The organism is Helicobacter felis ATCC 49179, assembly GCF_000200595.1.
Taxonomy (GTDB): Bacteria; Campylobacterota; Campylobacteria; order Campylobacterales; family Helicobacteraceae; genus Helicobacter; species Helicobacter felis.
Window position 1 is genome coordinate 184105 of record NC_014810.2, and the last position, 20617, is coordinate 204721.

22 protein-coding genes are annotated in these 20617 nt (G+C 45.1%); 18 read left to right on the top strand and 4 right to left on the bottom strand.

Translation table 11 applies throughout. The features are described 5' to 3' along the window. Position 1: 1 nt before the first annotated feature. Genes HFELIS_RS00995 through HFELIS_RS01025 form a run of 7 tightly spaced genes read left to right on the top strand, consistent with a single transcriptional unit; the run spans position 2 to position 7160 of the window. Positions 2–2458, top strand: a complete 2457-nt coding sequence (locus HFELIS_RS00995; RefSeq protein WP_013468673.1) for a tetratricopeptide repeat protein — start codon at positions 2–4, stop codon at positions 2456–2458. Further along, positions 2455–4335: an ATP-dependent helicase gene (locus tag HFELIS_RS01000; protein ID WP_013468674.1), complete on the top strand. Its 1881-nt coding sequence runs from the start codon at positions 2455–2457 to the stop codon at positions 4333–4335. Before HFELIS_RS00995 ends, HFELIS_RS01000 begins: the two co-directional genes overlap by 4 nt. Beyond that, entirely contained in the window at positions 4317–4988 is a 672-nt protein-coding gene (gene flgA, locus HFELIS_RS01005) for a flagellar basal body P-ring formation chaperone FlgA (RefSeq protein ID WP_013468675.1), read from the top strand. Before HFELIS_RS01000 ends, flgA begins: the two co-directional genes overlap by 19 nt. Continuing rightward, a complete protein-coding gene (locus HFELIS_RS01010; protein WP_013468676.1) occupies positions 4985–5551 on the top strand; it encodes a UbiX family flavin prenyltransferase in 567 nt (188 codons plus the stop codon). Before flgA ends, HFELIS_RS01010 begins: the two co-directional genes overlap by 4 nt. Further along, positions 5545–6039, top strand: a complete 495-nt coding sequence (gene coaD, locus HFELIS_RS01015) for a pantetheine-phosphate adenylyltransferase (protein ID WP_013468677.1) — start codon at positions 5545–5547, stop codon at positions 6037–6039. The genes HFELIS_RS01010 and coaD overlap by 7 nt, the downstream gene beginning before the upstream one ends. Beyond that, positions 6023–6595: a dTMP kinase gene (tmk, locus tag HFELIS_RS01020; protein ID WP_013468678.1), complete on the top strand. Its 573-nt coding sequence runs from the start codon at positions 6023–6025 to the stop codon at positions 6593–6595. The genes coaD and tmk overlap by 17 nt, the downstream gene beginning before the upstream one ends. After that, positions 6576–7160: a ComF family protein gene (locus HFELIS_RS01025; protein ID WP_013468679.1), complete on the top strand. Its 585-nt coding sequence runs from the start codon at positions 6576–6578 to the stop codon at positions 7158–7160. Before tmk ends, HFELIS_RS01025 begins: the two co-directional genes overlap by 20 nt. Here HFELIS_RS01025 and HFELIS_RS01030 read toward each other — a convergent pair. Together HFELIS_RS01030 and ispF are read right to left on the bottom strand one after the other, a co-directional pair. Further along, positions 7150–8031 (bottom strand): response regulator, encoded by an 882-nt coding sequence (locus tag HFELIS_RS01030; RefSeq protein WP_013468680.1) that lies wholly within the window; start codon positions 8029–8031, stop codon positions 7150–7152. The two genes, HFELIS_RS01025 and HFELIS_RS01030, sit on opposite strands and share 11 nt — an antisense overlap. Further along, entirely contained in the window at positions 8018–9244 is a 1227-nt protein-coding gene (ispF, locus tag HFELIS_RS01035; RefSeq protein WP_013468681.1) for a 2-C-methyl-D-erythritol 2,4-cyclodiphosphate synthase, read from the bottom strand. Before ispF ends, HFELIS_RS01030 begins: the two co-directional genes overlap by 14 nt. A gap of 158 nt (positions 9245–9402) precedes the next feature. On the opposite strand from ispF, the gene thiC reads away from it, so the two are divergent. Then, the gene (gene thiC / locus HFELIS_RS01040) at positions 9403–10740 is read left to right on the top strand and encodes a phosphomethylpyrimidine synthase ThiC (RefSeq protein ID WP_013468682.1); all 1338 of its coding nucleotides are present in this window, start codon (positions 9403–9405) and stop codon (positions 10738–10740) included. Here thiC and HFELIS_RS01045 read toward each other — a convergent pair. Then, complete coding sequence (locus HFELIS_RS01045) at positions 10737–11105, bottom strand: c-type cytochrome (RefSeq protein ID WP_013468683.1); 369 nt, start codon at positions 11103–11105, stop codon at positions 10737–10739. The two genes, thiC and HFELIS_RS01045, sit on opposite strands and share 4 nt — an antisense overlap. Positions 11106–11162: 57 nt before the next feature. On the opposite strand from HFELIS_RS01045, the gene HFELIS_RS01050 reads away from it, so the two are divergent. From HFELIS_RS01050 to nspC, 10 genes are read left to right on the top strand one after another with little or no spacing between them, the layout of a single operon-like run. Beyond that, positions 11163–12011, top strand: a complete 849-nt coding sequence (locus HFELIS_RS01050) for a bifunctional methylenetetrahydrofolate dehydrogenase/methenyltetrahydrofolate cyclohydrolase (protein WP_013468684.1) — start codon at positions 11163–11165, stop codon at positions 12009–12011. Then, positions 12005–12859 carry a signal peptidase I gene (lepB, locus tag HFELIS_RS01055; protein WP_013468685.1) on the top strand — a complete coding sequence of 285 codons (855 nt, stop codon included), beginning with the start codon at positions 12005–12007 and terminating at the stop codon, positions 12857–12859. Before HFELIS_RS01050 ends, lepB begins: the two co-directional genes overlap by 7 nt. Next, positions 12856–13308 carry a ribose 5-phosphate isomerase B gene (rpiB, locus tag HFELIS_RS01060; protein ID WP_013468686.1) on the top strand — a complete coding sequence of 151 codons (453 nt, stop codon included), beginning with the start codon at positions 12856–12858 and terminating at the stop codon, positions 13306–13308. The genes lepB and rpiB overlap by 4 nt, the downstream gene beginning before the upstream one ends. Beyond that, complete coding sequence (locus tag HFELIS_RS01065; protein ID WP_013468687.1) at positions 13302–13634, top strand: coiled-coil domain-containing protein; 333 nt, start codon at positions 13302–13304, stop codon at positions 13632–13634. The genes rpiB and HFELIS_RS01065 overlap by 7 nt, the downstream gene beginning before the upstream one ends. An 8-nt stretch (positions 13635–13642) precedes the next feature. Next, the gene (apt, locus tag HFELIS_RS01070) at positions 13643–14191 is read left to right on the top strand and encodes an adenine phosphoribosyltransferase (RefSeq protein ID WP_013468688.1); all 549 of its coding nucleotides are present in this window, start codon (positions 13643–13645) and stop codon (positions 14189–14191) included. 19 nt (positions 14192–14210) lie between these two features. Continuing rightward, positions 14211–14837, top strand: coding sequence for a DedA family protein (locus HFELIS_RS01075; protein WP_013468689.1), 627 nt, complete (start codon positions 14211–14213; stop codon positions 14835–14837). Beyond that, on the top strand, positions 14837–16315 hold the full coding sequence (locus HFELIS_RS01080) for a leucyl aminopeptidase (protein WP_013468690.1): 1479 nt from the start codon (positions 14837–14839) through the stop codon (positions 16313–16315). Before HFELIS_RS01075 ends, HFELIS_RS01080 begins: the two co-directional genes overlap by 1 nt. Next, entirely contained in the window at positions 16315–17415 is a 1101-nt protein-coding gene (gene ychF / locus HFELIS_RS01085; protein ID WP_041302690.1) for a redox-regulated ATPase YchF, read from the top strand. Before HFELIS_RS01080 ends, ychF begins: the two co-directional genes overlap by 1 nt. A gap of 41 nt (positions 17416–17456) precedes the next feature. After that, positions 17457–18422 carry a chemotaxis protein gene (locus HFELIS_RS01090; protein ID WP_013468692.1) on the top strand — a complete coding sequence of 322 codons (966 nt, stop codon included), beginning with the start codon at positions 17457–17459 and terminating at the stop codon, positions 18420–18422. Next, on the top strand, positions 18422–19624 hold the full coding sequence (nspC, locus tag HFELIS_RS01095) for a carboxynorspermidine decarboxylase (RefSeq protein ID WP_013468693.1): 1203 nt from the start codon (positions 18422–18424) through the stop codon (positions 19622–19624). Before HFELIS_RS01090 ends, nspC begins: the two co-directional genes overlap by 1 nt. Here the strand turns inward: nspC and prmC are convergent. Next, on the bottom strand, positions 19621–20454 hold the full coding sequence (gene prmC, locus HFELIS_RS01100; protein WP_013468694.1) for a peptide chain release factor N(5)-glutamine methyltransferase: 834 nt from the start codon (positions 20452–20454) through the stop codon (positions 19621–19623). The genes nspC and prmC overlap by 4 nt on opposite strands. Positions 20455–20617 lie beyond the last annotated feature (163 nt).

The window sequence follows — 20617 nt, forward strand, 5'->3', positions numbered from 1 at the left end:
GATGGCAGAAGAAAATCCACAAGATAAACCTAAAAAATCCCTCTTTCCCTCTTTGATTCAGGCGATCAGGGGGGTTTTTAGTCGTAGCACTTTAGACAAACTCCAAAATAACTGGAGCGAACTCAAAAGCCGTCCAAAGGTGCTTTATGGAGTGGGCGGGGGAATTTTAGCATTTATCTTGCTACTTATTGCACTCTCTTTATTTAGGCATTACAAGGCGCAAAGCGACCATAAAGAAATCATCGAAACAGAAACGCAGTTACAAAAACAACGAGAAAAAGTTGCCTCCAATAAAAACGAAGATTTTGCTAATCTACCCACTATTAAGGGCGAGAGCACAATTCCTCTGAGCAATGAAGAAGAGATCAATGCTTTGATCACCAAAGCCGATCTGCTCTACCATCAAGGACAACGCCAAGAAGCCCTGAAAATCTTTAGCGACATCTCTCAACAGTCTTCTAGTATCGCCAACCACAATTTGGGCGTGATTAAGATGCACGAACACGACTATACGGGCGCGCTCAAAGCTTTTAACCAAGCCATCGCCTCTAAACAAAATGTTTCTATCAACGCGATCAATGCGATGGTGGCTTCCTTTTATCTTAACAATATGGACCTTTATACGCGTTATTTGCGTCTAACCATGCAAAGTCTCCCCGAAGTTGCTAACCAACCTATTTATGCCTATGCCTATTCTCTAGGGCTCTACTATGGGGGGCATTATTTTGAGACCCTCTCCACCCTTAACCATTCCAACTCAGTCATCTTTAAACCTATGCGCCAACGCCTAGCCTCTAAAATTTACCTTCTCTTTGGAGATACCCAAAACGCTTTAAATAGTTTGGGCGAAGTGGCCACTCCTAAAGATGATAAGGCATTGGGGTTGCTTTATGCGCGCTTAGGCCACTACAGGGAAGCTTTAAGGCACTTGGAACGCTATATAGATCATTTCCCGCACGATTTGAGCACTTATATGGCTAAGGAATTAATTTATTTAAAAATGGGAAACTTTCCCCAAGCAAGTGGGGCACTGAGTTTTTTACAACAACAGGCTAAAAACGATGCCAATAAGCTTAAGATTCTCAGCGACACTTACCCCATCGCTCCCATTCTTAACGCGCGTTTTTTTGATATTGACACCGTGCGGCGTGATTTCTGGACCAACAATTTTAGACAAAGCATCGGTTTACCCATTTATCGCATTTTCTTCTATTACGCCCCTTTCAAGCTCATCAATGCCAAGAAAGGTTTAGAGGCGATCCAAGAGGGGGTGTTTTTTGTGGATACGAGTGGAAGCAAAGACTTTGATGGAGCTCTCAAATCCATAGAAAATGGCAAAAACATGAGTATTTCCGATCAATATACCATCGAGGCCCTCAAAGAGATTGGCCACTCGCATTTGCGTAGCGCCATGCACCAACTCAAACGCGCTCTACAAGTCAACCCCAATAATGCAGTGAGTCATTACAACTTAGGTCTTGTCTATGCCCAATTAGACGATTTTAATGACGCGAGTTTTCATTTTAGAAAATCTTACCATTTGGACAGTCATAACATCCTTGCAGGAATTTTTGCCGTGATCGCCGGACGACTCAACTATGAAGATATGAGTGTGTTTTTGAAAAATCTCACAGCAGATTTTCAGGCGATGGATTTTTCTAACAAAACCGATCGGGCGTTTTTAAACTCTTTTATTGCCTATCTCAACGATGCGAGCAATGACGATTTGGCATGGCTGAGCGATGTGAAAAAACCTTTAAAAATCTATTATGCCCTCAATGTTGCTTATGCCAACAAAGCCCACAATAAAGATCGTTTGATTCAAAGCTTTAAGGCTCTTAAAATCATGCAACCTGATAATATGCTCACCAACCTTTTTTATCAGATGATGCTCAAATACCGGGCGGATATTAAACAAATGTTAGAGGCTTACGCACTTTTGACCAACAAGAGCATGAATATTGAAGAGTTGGTGCATGGGCCATTATTAGCGCGCAAAATGTACATTTACTTGGGTTTTGTTACAGGGCTTTTAAACCAGCAAGAACAGGAATTAACCACACGCCTAAGTGTTACGCGGGATGAAGATCTGAGCACAGATTTAATGCGCATGTTAGGTCTTTTGAGTATCTTTCAAAAAAAATACGAAAAGGCTGTTGGAATCTTCACTTTTCTCATCGATAAACGCAAGGAAACTAGCGCAGAGCCCTTACTTCTTGCCAGTCTGGCCTATATTGCCCTTAAGCGTTATGGTGATGCGGCCTTGTTACTAGAATTTGCCAAAACCAAATTACCCGGTAATTACGATGTGCGCTATGGTTTGGGATTGCTCTACCAACGCATGGGCAATTTTGAAGCCAGTTTAAACCATTTTGGCGCGATCAAGGATTCAGATTTTCAATCTATTTATCTTGATTTTGCTATTCAGTCTCCCACAGCCCAAAAAGATTTCCCGTGAAAAAGATTCTCTTAGCCGATCTCAATGAGCCTCAAAGAGAGGCTTGTATGCATGTCAAGGGTCCCTTGCTCATTTTAGCCGGGGCAGGCAGTGGCAAGACCAAAACTCTAACCACCCGTCTAGCTTACTTGATCGCTAGTAAGGGTGTGCCTCCCCAAAACACCCTTACCTTAACTTTTACCAACAAGGCCGCTAAAGAAATGCAAGAAAGAGCTGGGCAACTTTTGCGACTCTGTGGGCATACGCACACGCAATCTGCATGGCTGACCACTTTTCATAAATTTGGATTTGCTTTTCTTAAGGAACACGCCTCGCTATTGGAACAAAAAAAATTTAAACTGGTCTCTCCTGAAGAAGCCAAGACACTCAGCAGGAGTGCCATTCTTAATCTTAAACCCGGTTTCATGGATGCAGATGTGTATTTAGGCCATGCATTTAAAATGATCTCTAGAATCAAGAATCATCAAATTGATCTAAGAAATTGCTATCCGGATATCCAAAAGGCCTACACTATTTACCAAGACATTCTATTAAAAGAAGATCGAATCGATCTAGATGATCTGTTAGCCATCCCTTATGCCTTGCTCGATCGTTTGCCTGATTTGGCCATCTATACTAGCCAGCGCTACGCCTTTATTATGGTTGATGAATACCAAGACACTAACCCACTACAATTTAAACTCTTGCAAAAACTCTGCACCACCCATCAAAATTTATGCGTGGTGGGCGATGACGATCAGAGCATTTATGCTTTTAGGGGTGCAGACATTAGCAATATTTTAGATTTTCAAGATCAATTCCCTCAAGCCAAAGTGATCAAATTAGAGCAAAATTACCGCTCCTCCAAAGAGATTGTCAAATGTGCCAACACCCTTATTGCACATAATACACAGCGTCATCACAAACGCCTCTTTACACACAAACCCAACCACCAAGATCAACGCCTTGTCTGCAGGCATTTTAACGATTCTCAAGAGGAAAGCGCGTTTCTTGTGCGCACGATTTTAGAACGCATTGAGTGTGGAGTCGCCCACCATGAAATTGCCATTTTATACCGCCTTAACACCCTTTCTAAAGGTGTGGAAGAGAGTTTGCGGCGCGCACAAATCCCCTATAGAATCGTAGGCAGTGTAGGGTTTTTTGGACGCAGTATTGTCAAAGACCTTTTGGCGTATTTGCATGTTATCCACGATCCTTGTAATGATGAGAAGTTATTAAGAATTATCAATAAGCCCCCTCGTGGCTTAGGAGTCAATCGGGTAGAAAAAATCACACGGCTTTCTCAAGAAAAAGGGCTTTGTATTTATCAGCTCTATGTGCAAGGCCTGCTAGATTCTGTTTTAGACGCACGAGGGCGTAAAGGATTAAAAACGCTCTTTGATCATGTGCAAAAGTGGCAATCCCACAAAGGGGCCGGGGTGTTAGACACACTTCTACAAACTTTTCCCCTTGATTTAGATTGCAGTGAAGACGAACTTACCTGTGTAGAGAGTTTAAAAATAATGCTTGAAGATCACTTTGAGGATCGGCAAGCTAGTTTAGCAGATTTTTTAGAGCAAAGTATCTTAGAAGAACCCAGAGTGAAGACCACAAATGCGCTCTCTTGCATGAGTGTGCATGCGGCTAAGGGGTTGGAGTTTCGGGTTGTGTTCGTGGTGGGCTTTGAAGAGGGCTTTTTTCCTTATTACAAGGCAGATTTAGAGGAAGAGCGCCGTCTCTGCTATGTGGCGATCACGCGCGCTAAAGAGGAACTATATTTATGCAGTGTGGCTCAAAGACTCTATTTTAACAAGCTACAACAGGGCTTAAAACCCTCGTCTTTCTTAGAGGAGGCAAAACTTTTGATCGGGACAAATCGATGCGCTCCCTTATTCTAAGTCTATTTTGCGCGCATATTCTGCTAGCCAATCCCATCAACTTTTTAAGCCAATGTCTGCAAAAGGCCTATACAGATTTTTACCATGCCTATGTATTCCAAATCCGTAGCGTGCAGGTGGATTTGACAAGCGGAAACCTAGATCAATTAGACGCATTTCTTAAACCTTATGAGCAAAAAGGCCTCATGCCCATCGCTCTGCGTCCCCAACAACTTTTGCGTTCCGATGGGTGGATGCGTGTGGGGGGCGCATTGCTCAAATACCAAATCATCGCAGATATTCAAATTTACAAAACCAAGAGCGCGCTCAAGAAAGACACCAACCTAGATAATAGCGTGCTGTATGCCCAAAGCGTGCCCTTTGAACGCTTTAACACTCTTCCTATTGATTCTTCTTATATCAACAATAGCAGCACCAAGAGTTTTTTGGGGGCTAATACCCTTTTGAGTGTGGATAAAGTCGCTCCCAAGATTTTGGTTTATAAAAACGAGATTTTTAGCGCGACCTTGACCAGTGGGTCTATTTCTTTGGAAACTTCTTTGCAGGCTCTACAAAATGGGAGCTTAAACCAAGTGATTGAGGCTTTGAATGTGCAGAGTAAAAAGCGCGTGCAGGTGAGAATCACAGGGCTACTTAAAGGAGAGGTGTTATGAAATTGGTCGTAGGAATCAGCGGGGCGAGCGGGACACAACTCGCGCTTAAATTCTTAGAGCATATCCCTAAAGAATACGCCCTTTTTGTGGTGATAAGCCAGAGTGCTAAACGCGTGGCACGCGCTGAAGAGGGCCTTGATCTTAAAAGCACACTCAAACAATGGCAACGCCCCCTAGAAATCTTTGAAGAATCCCAAATTAATGCGCCCATTGCCTCAGGGAGTTTTGGTATAGATGCAATGGCAATCATTCCAGCAAGCCTAAATATTGTAGCTAAAATCGCGCATGGAATTTGTGATGAATTGATGAGTCGCGCCGCGGCCGTAATGCTTAAAGAGCAGAAAAAACTTTTAATTGCCCCTAGAGAATTGCCCCTGCATAGCATTGCCCTAGAAAATCTGCTCGCTCTAGCGCGCGCCCAAGTGATCATCGCCCCGCCCATGCTCACTTACTACACAAAGCCCCAAGATTTAGAAAGTATGGAGCTTTTTTTAGTGGGCAAGTGGTTAGATGCTTTGGGCATTGATAACCATCTTTACACGCGTTGGGGGCAACCATGCTAGAACATTGCGCTATCTATCCGGGGACTTTTGATCCCATCACCAATGGGCATTTGGACATTATCCAGCGTGCGAGCGCGCTTTTTGGGAGGCTCGTGGTGGCGATTGCGCGCTCTAAGGCAAAATCGCCCATGTTTAGCCTAGAAGAGCGTTTAGAGATGATGCGCTTGAGCATTGCGCCTTTGGCGCGCGTGGAGTGCATGGGCTTTGAGGGTTTGCTGGTGGATTTGGCTAGAGAGCGCAATGCACGCTATATTATTAGAGGCTTAAGGGCGGTGAGTGATTTTGAATTTGAGTTCCAGATGGGCTATGCTAACAAGTCTTTAAACCCGCAATTAGAAACCCTCTATTTCATGCCCGCCTTGCAAAACGCCTTTATTAGCGCGTCTGTGGTGCGCTCTATCTTGGCTCATAAGGGGCAGATCGCCCATCTAGTGCCCGCGAGCGTGGTGGATTTCATCCAAAGGCGGGGCGATGTGGATCGTGTTTGAGGGGGTGGATACCAGTGGCAAAAGCACTCAAATCAATCTACTCAAACCCCTTTTTCCCAAAGCCATTTTTAGCCTAGAGCCCGGAGGCACGGCACTGGGCGAGCATCTGCGCCAAGCCGCCTTGCATGGTGCTTTTTGCGCCCAAACCCAATTTCTCTTATTTCTAGCCGATCGCGCCTTGCATTTAGAGGAGGTGATCAAACCCAATGCGCACAAACTGATTTTTAGCGATCGCTCTTTAGTGTCTGGTTTGGCATATTCTAGCTATGGCTTAGAACACGCATGGGAGTTGCACCGCGCACATGGTTTGGATGTGTTGCCGGATATGGTCTTATTGTTCAAGTTAAACGCCCACACCCTAGAAATGCGCCTGCAAGCCAAAAACCCCGATGGGATCGAATCTAGGGGGGTGGATTTTTTAATGCGCGTACAAGAACGCTTAGAGCAAGCTTGCGCTCTGCTAGGCGTGCGCACGGAGTCTATTAATGCTTCTAAGAGTGTGGAGGAGGTGCACAAAATAGTGCTAGAAAAAATCTATGCGCTGTGTGCTCTGTGAGAGTTGGACACGCCCTTTTAATTTGGTGTGCGCACGCTGTGATCCCCTCTTAGAGCCCCAAATTTTAGTGCGTGAAGTGGAGGGAATCGCCATTTATGGGTTTTACCTCTATGAAGAAATAGAAATGCTTTTAAAGAGTAAGTATTATGATATTGGGAGTCGGATTTTAATTCTTTTAGCCCGCAAGGCAGGACACACTTTTGAACAAGAGATCAAGCCCTCCTTGCAACTTCCCTCCAAACTTCAAGGAATCGCCATTGATGACATGCCCAAAAGGGCCTATGCGCATAGCGCGGTGATACTTAAAGGGTTCTGCCAAGCAAGCAAGTTATCCGCCTTATATAACCAACTTAGAGCGACTAAAAATATCACCTATGCGGGAAAGAGTCGCGATTTTCGCCAAAACCACCCTAAAGGTTTTACTTTTAAGGGCGTGAGGGGGGATTACTTTTTAGTGGACGATATTTTTACGACAGGAACGACTATGCAACAAGCCATTGTAACCTTAGAAAAGGCAGAGGCTAGGGTGCATTTTGGAGTGGTGCTCGCCCACGCTAAACATTAGATTTACGAGGCAAATTATAACGGCGGCGTTTTTCCCAAAGAGATTTACGGCTAATGCCTAGATGTTTGGCTAATTCGGTGTCGGTGTAGCATGGGCTAAACTGCACGATGGCGTTTTTTTCATAGTCTTGGATGGAGAGTAGCTCTAAGGGCATGCCCATTTCTTGGTGATCCTCTAAATCGATCACATTTTCAAAATCAAGCGACCCAACTCCTACAAAGGAAATAATAGCGTTGCGCTTGCCAAGAATTTTAAGACATCTATCTCTCTCAGAGGGTTTTAACGCCTCTAAATGCGTAGCATAGACAGTGCCTTGAATATTTTCTAAAGACACATCTTTCAAAGAGATAAATTCCAAATTAAGATGGTGGGTGCGGGCGTAGTGTAGGGCAAAAATATCGGCGTTGTTTTGGGTATGGCTACGGATAATAAGAGGGAGGGAGCGTTCCATGTGGGGGCTAAAATTGCGTTGCGTGATCATAGCATCTAGGTATTTATCATAGAGGCGCACACGATTTAAAATCTCTTTATAGGCCTTATGATAGTTGATTCGACGAATCAAGTCTTCCATTTTAAAAGGTTTTAAAATATAGTCCTTTGCACCGGCTTGCAGAGGGCGATTTACACTATCTTCGCTAATGAAATTGGTCATCATGATAGTGATTGAATCGGAGTTTTTGCGCACAAAGTGCGCACAGCGATCCACACACACTTTGGCAGATATTAAGACCACATCGTAATCTTCCTTAAAATTATGAAAGATACTTGAGACAACTTGGCAGTGGTAGCCTATGCCTGTAAGCGCGTTGGCAATGCTTTGGGCTAGGTGGACCTCATCCTCAACAATTAAAGCGGTTTCAACTTTTTTCATGCAGATCGATAGGGCGACTCGTGATTTGCACCACAGCCTGCGCGCCCATGCCTTCCTTTCTTCCTATGAATCCCAAGCCCTCCAAAGTAGTGGCTTTAAGATTAACCTGATGGGGGTGTATGCGCAACAAATTAGCGACATTTTGACAGATACGCTCTCTATAGGGAGCGATCTTTGGAATTTCAGTCAAGAGATTGAGATCCACACTTTGCACAATATAGCCCATGTTTTGCAAGAGAGCATAAATTTCTTGGAGCATGATCGCCGAATCCATATTTTTAAAACGAGGGTCTTGATCGCTAAAATACATCCCAATATCCCCTCCCTTGATCGCGCCCAAGATCGCATCACTGAGCGCGTGCAATAAAACATCCCCATCACTATGGGCTTTGAGTCCTAAATTTTGACAATCTGCAGATTCAATGAGGATTCCGCCAAGCTTGAGGGGTTTGTGCAACTCGAAAGCGTGCGTGTCAAAACCCATGCCAGTATGCTGAGTTGGCGGATCGATAAGGGGGGCCAATATAGCAAAATCCCAACGATGGGTGAGTTTGTGCAGGTGCGCGCTTCCCTCTATGAATTCTACCCGCGCGCCCAAGTGCAATAAAGCACTGCTCTCATCGGTAAATTTTCCTAGTCCATAGGCTTTTTTCAGGCTAGAAGTCAAGCAAATTTGGGGGGTCTGCACACAGCGGACCTCTTGTCTGTTCAGTGTCCATGGGGGTGTCCCACAAACAAGAGTATCGCTAGGAGGCATAGCCGGGGCAACGCCATCTAAGGTTTGTTTTTGCATGGTGTCAAAAAGATTGAACAGCACACGCAAATCTAGTCCAAAACGGGCGACATCACTCACCACCACAAAATGGCTTTCTACATGCACTAGGGCATTTTGCACGCTCTCTTGACGGCTTTCTCCGCCCACCACCACGCAGGCACTAGGTAGGCGTTGTTGCACAAAAACCCGCTCTACAGGATTACTCACCACGATAACAATGCGCTCAAAACACCCCAAACGGGCAAATTGCTCATACACTCTCTGCCACAAGGGCATGCCGTGCACTAAAATCCATTGCTTTTTGAGGTTTTCTAAGCCCTCTAGGCCCTCCACAAAACGCCTGCCCTGTCCTGCAGCTGCTAGGATTAGCGAGACTCCCATGCCTTTAAAAACACTAAAATCTATCTCTTTTAATTTTGTCTCTTTTAATTTTGGCATAACCATTCATTGTATTACGACTTGACTTAAAATAAGCTAATACTCTATGCTTAGTGGTTAAAAATATCTCAAAAGCTTACCAAGAGCAACATATAAGGGTATCTTGGCTTTTAAGTTGCGCTACGCTATGTTAGGACATCTTAATAAGAGGAGATAAGATGGCACGCACATATTGCGCTAAACGCGCCAACGACCCAATTAAAACCCAATTACACTACGCCAAGAAGGGTATGATCACTGAAGAGATGGCTTATATTGCCAATGTAGAGGAAGTAAGTCCAGAATGCGTGCGCGCAGAGGTAGCGCGCGGGCGTTTGATCATCCCGGCTAATATCCAACACCAAAATTTAGAGCCTATGGGCATTGGGATTGCGTTAAAAACTAAGATCAACGCTAACATTGGAAGTTCTGCCATCATCCACTCAGTGGATGAAGAGGTAGAAAAATTGCGCATCGCTATCAAATACGGAGCAGATACCGTGATGGATCTCTCCACCGGTGGGGATTTAGATATGATTCGCGCAGAGATCATTAACGCCTCCAGTGTGCCTATTGGCACTGTGCCGATGTATCAAATTCTGCACGATGTTAATAACGATGTGATGAAACTAGACATCGACACAATGCTAGCTGTATTAGAGAAACAAGCTAAACAAGGGGTGAGCTACTTTACCATCCACTGCGGGTTTTTGCTCGAACACATGCCCTATGTGAGCAAACGCAAAATGGGGATTGTGAGTCGAGGGGGGAGTTTAATGGCCTCTTGGATGATGCATTATCACAAACAAAACCCCTTTTACGAAGCTTTTGATGACATCTTAGCCATTTGCCAAGCTTACGATGTAAGCTTGAGCTTGGGGGATTCTTTACGCCCGGGTTGTTTGGCTGATGCTAGCGACACCGCCCAATTTGCAGAACTCAAAGTTTTAGGGGAGTTAGCCAAGCGTGCTTATGAAAAAGATGTGCAGGTGATGATTGAAGGTCCCGGACATGTGCCCTTAAATCAGATCGAGCGTAATGTCAAACTCCAGCAAGAGTTTTGTAATCAAGCCCCCTTTTATGTGCTAGGACCTTTGGTAACCGACATTGCTGCTGGCTACGATCATATCGCTAGCGCGATTGGGGCGTGTGTGGCGGCATGGAAGGGGGTGGCGATGCTCTGCTATGTAACGCCCAAAGAACATCTAGGCTTGCCCAATGCTAAAGATGTGCGAGAGGGGATTTTAGCCTACAAGATCGCCGCGCATGCTGCTGACATCGCACGGGGTCGGATCAACGCCCGCGTGCGCGATGATTTGATGAGCGATGCGCGTTATGCCTTTGAGTGGAACAAGCAATTTGAACTCGCTCTCGATCCCGATCGTGCGCGCGAATACCACGATGAGGCTCTGCCCCAAGAGGTGTTTAAAGAAGCGGAGTTTTGCTCCATGTGTGGGCCTAAGTTTTGTAGCTACAAGGTGAGTCAGGATATTTTTAAGAATTACAAAGGGGCTTAGTTTTGCTTGTTGCTCCTAATAGAAGTGATGTAATAATAAATGGCCTTGATTTCATCCAGAGTCAGGTTATAACGAGGCATGATGGATTTCCCTCGTTCTAGGGCGTTTTTAAAGCGTTCAAAACTCAAGTCATAAATGGGGGGGGCTTTAAAGATACGCTCCTTGCCATGTTGGGTGTAATGAGTGATGATTTTCTCTTCGCCTAGCGGGCCGTGGCAACGCGCACAACTAATATCACGCGGATTTTTATAAAGTTCTTTGCCATATTCAAGAATTGTGATAAAGCTCTCTTCTTTGACCTTCACTTTCAAAGCCTGCGCCTCCAATAGCCCCAAACATAGCCCCATAACCACCAGTCTGCGCATGCTAGCCCTTTTCAAAGATTTTTGATTATAATAGCGCAAAAAATTCTTAGGATGAATATGGTCTTATTGGACGGGCAGGCCCTAGCAAAGCGTAAAGAGGTAATGTTGCAAGAGGAGGTAGCGCGCTTGGATGTTGCGCCTGTTTTGGCGGTGATTTTGGTGGGAGATAATCCTGCCAGTCGGGTTTATGTGCAAATGAAGGCCAAAGCTTGTGCGCGAGTAGGGATCACCTGCCAACTCCAACATTTAGAAGATTCAACCCCGCAAAGCCAGCTTTTAGAAATTTTACATACGCTTAACCATGATCCAAGTGTGCACGGGATTTTAGTCCAACTGCCCCTACCCAAACACATGGACACGCGCGAAATCTTAGAGGCGATCGCACCCTTTAAAGATGTGGATGGATTCCATCCACTCAATGTGGGACGGGTGTATTCTAATAGTCTTCTTAAAGGGTTTTTGCCCGCGACCGCGATGGGGGTGATGCAACTTTTAGAGCATTACCAAATTGAGGTAAAGGGTAAGGATGTGGTCATTGTGGGGGCAAGTAATATTATTGGAAAACCCCTAGCCTCTCTAATGCTCAATGCGGGGGCGAGTGTGAGTATTTGCCATATTCTCACCAAAGATTTAAGTGTCTACACCCAAAAGGCAGACATTGTGTGCGTAGGCGTGGGCAAGGCAGGGTTAGTTGGTCCAAATTTGCTTAAAGAGGGGGCTGTGGTGGTGGACATTGGGATCAACAAGCAGGGAGATAAAATTGTAGGAGATGTGGATTTTGAAGCCGTGCGCCATAAGGTGAGTTATATTACTCCTGTGCCCGGGGGTGTAGGCCCTATGACTATTAGTGCGCTTTTGCAAAATACACTTTTAGCAACCAAAACCTCTTTGGAGCGATCATGCTAAAAAAGATCAACCGTTTTATTTCTAGTTGGACAGGAAGCCTTGTTTTGGTGCTGTTGGCAATCTTTTTTGTCGCCCAAGCTTTTATCATCCCCTCGCGCTCAATGGTAGGAACGCTTTATGAGGGGGATATGCTTTTTGTGAAAAAATTTGCCTATGGGATTCCCATCCCAAGACTGCCATGGCTAGACATCCCTCTGCTCCCCGATTTTAAAGGCAATGGGCACTTGATTGAGGGAAAGCGCCCACACCGGGGCGAGGTAGTGGTGTTCATTCCACCTACCAATAAGGGTTATTATGTTAAACGGCTTTTTGCGCTAGGAGGGGATGAAGTCATTTTCAATCAAGAGGGGTTTTATCTGCATCCAAAAGAGAGTGATGGCGATCCTGAGTATATTACCAAACACTTCCCCAAGCACCAAATCAAACAATTTTTAGGTAAAGATTTTGTCTTTGCTCCCTATGCCTCTACACATAAGGGGATCTTTTATGCGCAAAATAACCACACCTTTGAAATGATGCAAGCCTTGGCAACTCATCAAATAGAAGTCAAGGGCGTTAGCGTTTCTATGCCCCTTATAGAATTAGAGGGCGAAATGCTTTTTTACACTAAAATCCAACCCGATCACTTTTTTATGATTGGAGATAACCGCGATGATAGTAGCGATTCGCGCTTTTGGGGAAGTGTGCCCTATAGCCATATCGTGGGTACGCCGTGGTTTGTGTATTTTAGTCTCAATCTGACCAATAGCGAAGGTACGAGCGATCCCAAAGATGTTTTTAAGGTGCGTTGGAAGCGCATGTTTAAGAGTTTAAGCGGACTTGAAGCGATGGCTGGAGAATCTAAATGAAAAAAGTCATTTTAGGTTGCGATCATGCCGGGTTGGCTTTGGCAGAATTTATCCAAGACTTCCTATCTACTAACCAGATCCCTCTTACTTTTTGCAAACCTCCAACAGGGGAGCGAGTGGATTATCCTGATTATGCCAAAGAGGTTTGTAATAAGCTATTGATCTCACCTGCGCCTCAAGGTGTGTACGGAATTTTAGTTTGTGGCAGTGGGATTGGCATGAGCATTGCTTGCAATAAAATCTCCGGAGTGCGTGCAGCCCTGTGCACAGACGCTTACATGGCCAAGATGGCGCGCTTGCACAACAACGCTAATGTGCTCTGTTTGGGGCAAAATGTCGTAGGTTTTGGCGTGGCTCAGAGCATTGTAGAAGCCTTTTTGCAAACAGGGTTTGAGGGGGGACGGCATGCCATTCGTGTAGAAAAACTAGAGAGGATGAATACATGTTAGCCCAATGGATGATCATCACTCTTGTTGTGCTTTTTGTAGCTTACATGGCTATTCGAGCCTTTTTTTACCGCTCTGTGGCCAAACGCCAAGAAAAATATTCTGCGTCTATGAAGCTCACCTTGCAAGAAGCAGAAGTGCTGATCCAAAAGCACCAATTACAGCTCCAACGCTCTTTGGGTAATATTGATATTCTCACCCACGAAATGAACGCGCTCAAGGATGAGGTCAAGGTCTTAAAACAACGCAATGCGCAATACCGCTTAGAAACTGACAAGTACAAAGCCCGTATCCGCGAATTAGAACAAAAAATCGAAGCGTTGTTGTAAGGAAATGCATGTTCAATCAGAAATTTAAAACCCAACTCCACGAGACTATTAGAGAGATTAAAGATTACCCCAAAGCGGGGATTTTATTTAAAGATATCACACCACTAATCAACCATCCCGCCCTCTTTAGTAAACTCATTGATAATCTCAAATTGCGCTACCAACACCACAGTATTGATTTTGTGGTCGGCATTGAGGCACGCGGATTTATTCTAGGGGCGGCTTTGGCTTATGCTCTAGGAATAGGCTTTGTCCCCGTGCGTAAAAAAGGCAAATTACCTTTTAAAACCCTCAGCGCACAATACCAGTTAGAATACGGCACAGATAGCATCGAAATGCACACGGACGCTTTCAGAGAAATCAAGGATGCGCATGTGTTATTGCTAGATGATTTGATCGCCACAGGAGGCACGGCATTAGCCAGCTTAGAGCTTTTAGAGAGATTACAGGCCAAGTGTTTAGAGGCATGTTTTTTGATCAATTTGGCAGAATTTGGGGGATTAGAAAAAGTGGGAGAAAAAGTGAATGTCTTTAGCGTGTTAGAGTATCCATGTTAAGTCTGCAAAGCGAGCGTTGATGGAAGCCTACATTACAGAGTTATGGAATGATTACGCGCCCACTTGGGGTTATTTAATTTTATTTTTATGGAGTATTTTAGAAGGCGAAATCGGTTTGATTTTAGCCGGTATTGCCTGTTATGCCGGGCACATGCACCTACTGCTAGCTATTTTGGTTGCTGGATTGGGGGGCTTTACTGGGGATCAAATCTATTTTTACATCGGGCGCACTAGCAAGGCTTACATCACCAAAAAGCTAGAAAAACAACGGCGCAAACTCGCTCTAGCGCATTTGCTCTTGCAAAAATACGGCTGGTTTGTGATCTTCATCCAACGCTACATGTATGGCATGCGCACTATCATTCCTATTAGCATCGGACTCACCCGCTATAGCGCGCTCAAATTCGCCCTGATTAATTTATTGAGTGCCTTTGTGTGGGCTTCGATTACTATTGTCTTGGCGTGGTTTTTTGGCGAGCAAATTTTTCAAGCCCTAGGCGTGCTTAAGCGTTATCCTTATCTTGTTATATTACTATTAGTCTTTGTGCTGGGGTTTGTTATATGGTATTTTCAAACCCACACCAAAAAGATCGATAAGAAAATCCAAAAAGTCCAAAAGGGCTTAAAACTCAAGAAAGGATCGTAATGTTGCAGTTTAAGTTAGATCATGCTCCCTTTGAGCAGGCAAAAGCCGATGTCGCCGTTGTGTTTGTGGTGGAGAAGGACCTGAACCACCCATGGGTGCACCATAAGGGGGTTTTAGAAACTTTTCATTATGAGGGCGAGGGCGTGTTTTTAGACCAAGCTCATAAGCGTTTGTATGTCGGGGTGGCGCATAATGATGTGCATCTTTTTAGAGAAGCGGCGTGTTTAGCGGTGAAAGCCCTCAAAAAATACCACTTTAAAAATGTCAAAGTAGGGCTCTACGCTGCTAAAAACACAAACGAAGGCGAGTGTCCCCTAGGGCAGACCATGTTAGCCATCCTAACAGGCTTGCAGTTTGGACTTTATAGCTATGAAGTGTATAAGAGTAAAAAAGAGCCCGTGCATTTAAAAGAAGTCGTGCTAGCCTTAGGAGAAGCCCACGAATTTAAACACGAAGTCAAGACCTTAGAGCATAACCTCGAAAAGTTAATCCATAAAGCTAATGTGCTTGTCGAGCATGTCAATTTAGCGCGCGATCTCGTCAATACCCCTCCAGATGTGGCAAACGCGCCCTATGTTGCTAAAAAAGCCCAAGATTTGGCTGAAAAAAACGGGCTAGAGTGTTTTGTGCATGGAGAAGATTATCTCAAAGAGAAGGGTATGAACGCTTATTTAGCCGTCAATCGCGCCTCTGCCAACCCCCCTCAACTCGTGCATGTGGTTTACAAACCCAAAAACGCTAAGAAAAAAATCGTGCTCGTAGGTAAGGGCTTGACCTATGATTGCGGGGGGCTTAGCATTAAAACTGCTGAATATATGATCACCATGAAAGCGGACAAAGGCGGAGCGTGCGCGGTGTTGGCTGTGGTGAATGCGCTCGCACACTTAAAAGTAGAAGCAGAAGTGCATGCCGTGTTGGGCTTGGCGGAGAACATGATTGCTGGAGATGCCTACCGCCCCGATGATATTCTCATCTCTAAAGAGGGCAAAACCATCGAGGTGCGCAACACGGATGCAGAAGGGCGTTTGGTGCTAGCCGATTGTTTGAGTTTTGCCCAAGACTTAGAGCCTGATATTTTGGTAGACTTTGCGACCCTCACGGGGGCTTGTGTGGTGGGTCTTGGCTCTTATACCAGTGGCATTATGGGCAATAACGAGGAGCTTAAAAGCCAGTTTGAACACGCCGCACTCAAAAGCGGAGAATTGGTCGCTAAATTGCCCTTTAACCGCCACTTGCGCAAGCTTTTAGACTCCAAAATGGCAGACATTGCCAATATCACCCCCGTGCGCTATGGAGGAGCGGTAACTGCAGGACTCTTCTTGAACGAATTTATCCGCGAGGAATACAAGGATAAGTGGCTACACATCGACATCGCCGGACCTGCTTATGTCGAAAAGGATTGGGATGTCAATACACCCGGAGCTAGTGGGGCAGGCGTGCGCATGTGCGTGGAATTTGTGCTAGAAAGTCTGAAATAGTGGGACTTTCTATTGGCATCGTGGGTTTGCCCAATGTGGGCAAGTCCAGCACTTTTAACGCACTCACGCGCACCGCGCAGGCGCAGAGTGCTAACTATCCCTTTTGCACCATCGACCCCAATAAAGCCCTTGTGAATGTGCCCGATGCGCGCCTAGAGGCTTTAGCCCAGATTGTCAAACCTGAGAAAATCCAATATTCTAGCGTGGAGTTTGTAGACATCGCCGGGCTCATCAAGGGGGCCTCTGCGGGCGAGGGATTGGGGAATCAATTCTTGGCTAACATCCGCGAATGTGCGGTGATCTTGCATGTGGTGCGCTGTTTTGAAGATAGCGATGTGGTGCATGTCAACTCTGCGATCAATCCTTTAGCCGACATTGAAACCATCGAAATCGAGCTCATTCTAGCTGATGTGCAGTCTTTGCAAAAACGCTTAGAACGCTTGGAAAAACTGGCTAAAAGCTCTAAGGAGGTGGGGGCACAATTAGAACTCGCGCGCGAACTTCTAGCACATCTCAACGAATTAAAGCCAGTAAGCACCTTTGCCCACAAAGATCATCCCTATTTTGAAACCTTAAACCACGAATTGCGCTTTTTGAGTGGTAAAAAGGTGATTTATACGGCTAATGTAGGCGAAGAAGATTTAGGGGTTTTGAATGCGCATGCTTTGAGCGTGCAGGCGTTGGCTAAGGAGCGTGGGGCGCAGTTTGTGAGTTTATGTGCCAAGTTGGAGGAGGAAATGGTAGAGATGTCTCCCCAAGAATCTCAAGAGTTTTTGCAAAGCTTGGGGGTTGAAAAAAGTGGCTTGGAGCAAATTATTCAACTTGGTTTTCAAGAACTGGGCTTGATTAGCTATTTTACTGCTGGGGTCAAAGAGGTTAGGGCATGGACCATTAGCAAGGGCTCTAGCGCGCCTGTAGCAGCAGGGGTGATTCATAAGGATTTTGAAAAGGGTTTTATCCGCGCAGAAACCATTGCTTACCAAGATTTTATTGCCTACGGGGGCGAAGCTGGGGCTAAGGAAAAGGGCGCGTTGCGCATTGAGGGCAAGGATTACATCGTGCAAGATGGGGATGTGATGCACTTTAGGTTCAATGTATAGCTATGCTATAATGAATCTTCATTTTGTCTTGAGGAGTGCGCATGGCCAATAATCTCGCCCATATCGATCAGGTTACCAATCTACACCGCAACAATGAGTTGCAACTCTTGTGCTTTAGATTGGGTAAAAATAAAGACCTCTACGCCGTGAATGTCTTTAAAATCCGCGAGGTGGTGAAATATAATGGCACTCTCACCATGATTAGCCACGAACCTAACTCGCTTGTGGAGGGACTGATCATCATTCGAGAGATGACCATTCCTCTTATCGATATGAAAAAGTGGTTTTACTACGATAGCAATAACAAGCAAAAAGATCTGCGCCCCTTCCGCATTGAAAAAGAACCCCATGAGGATGACATTATCATGATCTGCGAGTTTTCGCGCTGGACCATTGGGGTGCGCATTTATGAAGCCGATCGCATCCTTAATAAAAAATGGACAGAGATCGAGCAGAGCGCGGGCGTGGGCGGGAACACTGGCAATTCTAAGCTGGTGAGTCGCACGCGTTATTTTGATGGGCGTTTGGTGCAGGTAGTGGATATTGAGAGAATGCTCACCGATGTTTTTCCTTGGATTGAAGAAGAGAGCCATGAGGAATTGGCAAAACTTTCTCCACTTTATAGCGATAAAATAGTCTTGTTTGCCGACGATTCGCCCAGTGTGCTAAAAACCATGCAGGTGATTTTGGATAAGTTGGGAATCAAGCATGTTGATTTCATCAATGGGCAGCAACTCCTAGATTATCTCTTTGATAAGGAAACTCCTGTAGAGGAAATTGGACTCATCATCACAGACCTAGAAATGCCAGAGGCGAGCGGGTTTGAGGTGATTAGACGCGTCAAGCTCGACCCTAGGATGGCCAAGATTCCCATTGTGGTCAATTCCTCCATGAGCGGGAGCAGTAATGAAGAGATGGCGCGCTCCTTGCAAGCTGATGACTTCATCTCTAAATCTAATCCTTTGGATGTGGAACGCATTATCAAACAATTCTTAGTGGGCAAGTGATGTTAGATTACCAAGCCATCCCTTCGCCCTGCTATGTGCTCGAACTTGCCAAGTTACAACATAATCTTGCGATCTTAGAAAGGGCGCAGAGAGAAGCGCAGGTTAAAATCTTGCTTGCCCTCAAAGGGTTCGCTTTTTGGCGAAGTTTTGAATGGGTGCGTTCTAGTTTGTATGGGTGTTGTGCTAGCGGGGTGCATGAGGCTCTGCTAGCTTATGAAGAATTTGGTTCTAGGGAGAGTGGCAAGGAAATCTGCGTTTTTAGCCCGGGCTATAAAGCTGAGGATATGGCGCAACTTTTGCCCATTGCCACGCATATTATTTTTAATTCCTTTGCCCAATACCACACCTATAAAGATTCCATACAGGCCAAGAATAAAAAACTAGAAAAACTGGGGCTCTCGCCCCTTAAAGTGGGTTTGCGCATCAACCCTCTTTTTAGCCGTGTGCAACCGATGATCTACAACCCTTGTGCGCCCCATAGCCGTTTGGGGATCGCACCCGCCGCCTTTAAGCAGGGTATGCAACAATATGGCTTAGAGGGCATTAGCGGACTGCATTTCCACACGCATTGCGAACAGGACGCGCCCGCTTTGCAGGAAACTTTAGGGCATGTACAAAAACATTTTGGTTTTGCCATTGAAAACATGGAATGGATGAATTTTGGGGGCGGGCAACACATTACCAAAGAGGGCTACTTACTAGAGGTCTTGAGCCAAGCGGTGCGTGCGTTCAGAGCAAGCTATCCTAATATTCAAGACATCTTTTTAGAGCCAGGCGAGGCGGTGGGCTGGCAGAGTGGCTTTTTACTTGCGAGCGTGGTGGATATTGTTGAAAATGAGGGGCGCGTTGCAATCTTGGATGTGAGTATCACCAATCACATGCCTGATTGCCTAGAAATGCCCTATAGACCCGAAGTTTTACATGTTGATAAAAATGGAAAAACACAACCCGAGCTAGAGAGAGGTTTGGCCTACTATTTAGGGGGGGCAAGCTGTCTAGCAGGGGATTACATAGGGCCTTATACCTTTGAGAATCCCTTAGAAGTGGGCGATCGTCTCCTCTTTCAAGACATGTTGCATTATAGTATCGTCAAAAACAATACTTTTAATGGGGTTGCTCTACCCTCTTTAGGGTTAATAGTAAATGGAGGATTTAAGTTGCTTAAATCCTTTGAGTACGCCCATTACAAAGATCGCAATTAACTTCTAAGCGTGGCTACAAAGCCTCGATTGAGTTTGGCATAGTCGTTATAAAATATCCCCCGATAGCCTCTGATTTCTAAATGCTCGCTCAAGGAAGCTTTTTGGTTGTCGCCCATCTCGCAGATAAGAAATTTTACACGCTTGCTTGCGGCTTCATCAATAAGGGCTTTAAGGATTTCATCCCCCTCTTCGCCCCCATAGAGCGCGATTTCTGGTTCATAACGCACCGATTCGTCTAAGGGGTAATCTAATGGAATATAAGGAGGGTTGCTCACTACAAGGGTGCGCGGAGAAACCTCCACACCTTGTAATAAAGAGGTGTGCATTAAAGAAACGCGCGACTGCAAACTGAAGGTGGTGATATTAATACTGGCCACTTCTAGGGCATCCATAGAAATATCTGTCCCCATGACATTGATTTTTGGGTGCTGTAAAGCTAAACTGATAGCGACCACACCACTTCCAATGCCAACCTCAATCACATTTTTAATGCCATATTCTTGGATAATCTCAGAGGCTTGATGCACCAATAATTCCGTCTCTGGTCTAGGAATCAAGACGCGTTCATCTACAAAGAACAGACGGCTATAAAAACTCACCTCATGGGTGATGTATTCAATGGGTTTGCCGCGCGCACGCGCTTTGACCATGCGCATAAAACGCTCTAAGGCAAAACCATCTAACTCTTCTTGAGCATGCATATGCAAATAAACACGATCCACGCCCAATAAATGGGCTAAGAGAATCTCGGACTCTAGAGCCATCCGTATGCCCTTATCCCTGAGCAATTTCTTAGCTTCATAAAGTGCCTTAGAAATATTTGTTTCCATCAATCACAACTTAAATTTTGGGTTGGCAAAAAGCCCATTTTATCCTAAAAAACCTTTTAAATACCCCTTGTTATTAAGGGATTTATACGCCTCAAATTGCGGGAAGTTAGAGATGCGCGCTTTTAACTGTTTGCACAATTTTACCCAACTCATTAAAGAGGGT

Coding starts and splice junctions, on each gene's coding strand:
- HFELIS_RS00995 (WP_013468673.1), top strand. CDS start 2: ATGGCAGAAGAAAATCCACAAGATAAACCTAAAAAATCCCTCTTTCCC.
- flgA (WP_013468675.1), top strand. CDS start 4,317: ATGCGCTCCCTTATTCTAAGTCTATTTTGCGCGCATATTCTGCTAGCC.
- HFELIS_RS01010 (WP_013468676.1), top strand. CDS start 4,985: ATGAAATTGGTCGTAGGAATCAGCGGGGCGAGCGGGACACAACTCGCG.
- coaD (WP_013468677.1), top strand. CDS start 5,545: ATGCTAGAACATTGCGCTATCTATCCGGGGACTTTTGATCCCATCACC.
- tmk (WP_013468678.1), top strand. CDS start 6,023: ATGTGGATCGTGTTTGAGGGGGTGGATACCAGTGGCAAAAGCACTCAA.
- HFELIS_RS01025 (WP_013468679.1), top strand. CDS start 6,576: ATGCGCTGTGTGCTCTGTGAGAGTTGGACACGCCCTTTTAATTTGGTG.
- HFELIS_RS01030 (WP_013468680.1), bottom strand. CDS start 8,031: ATGAAAAAAGTTGAAACCGCTTTAATTGTTGAGGATGAGGTCCACCTA.
- ispF (WP_013468681.1), bottom strand. CDS start 9,244: ATGCCAAAATTAAAAGAGACAAAATTAAAAGAGATAGATTTTAGTGTT.
- thiC (WP_013468682.1), top strand. CDS start 9,403: ATGGCACGCACATATTGCGCTAAACGCGCCAACGACCCAATTAAAACC.
- HFELIS_RS01045 (WP_013468683.1), bottom strand. CDS start 11,105: ATGCGCAGACTGGTGGTTATGGGGCTATGTTTGGGGCTATTGGAGGCG.
- HFELIS_RS01050 (WP_013468684.1), top strand. CDS start 11,163: ATGGTCTTATTGGACGGGCAGGCCCTAGCAAAGCGTAAAGAGGTAATG.
- lepB (WP_013468685.1), top strand. CDS start 12,005: ATGCTAAAAAAGATCAACCGTTTTATTTCTAGTTGGACAGGAAGCCTT.
- rpiB (WP_013468686.1), top strand. CDS start 12,856: ATGAAAAAAGTCATTTTAGGTTGCGATCATGCCGGGTTGGCTTTGGCA.
- HFELIS_RS01065 (WP_013468687.1), top strand. CDS start 13,302: ATGTTAGCCCAATGGATGATCATCACTCTTGTTGTGCTTTTTGTAGCT.
- apt (WP_013468688.1), top strand. CDS start 13,643: ATGTTCAATCAGAAATTTAAAACCCAACTCCACGAGACTATTAGAGAG.
- HFELIS_RS01075 (WP_013468689.1), top strand. CDS start 14,211: ATGGAAGCCTACATTACAGAGTTATGGAATGATTACGCGCCCACTTGG.
- HFELIS_RS01080 (WP_013468690.1), top strand. CDS start 14,837: ATGTTGCAGTTTAAGTTAGATCATGCTCCCTTTGAGCAGGCAAAAGCC.
- HFELIS_RS01090 (WP_013468692.1), top strand. CDS start 17,457: ATGGCCAATAATCTCGCCCATATCGATCAGGTTACCAATCTACACCGC.
- nspC (WP_013468693.1), top strand. CDS start 18,422: ATGTTAGATTACCAAGCCATCCCTTCGCCCTGCTATGTGCTCGAACTT.
- prmC (WP_013468694.1), bottom strand. CDS start 20,454: ATGGAAACAAATATTTCTAAGGCACTTTATGAAGCTAAGAAATTGCTC.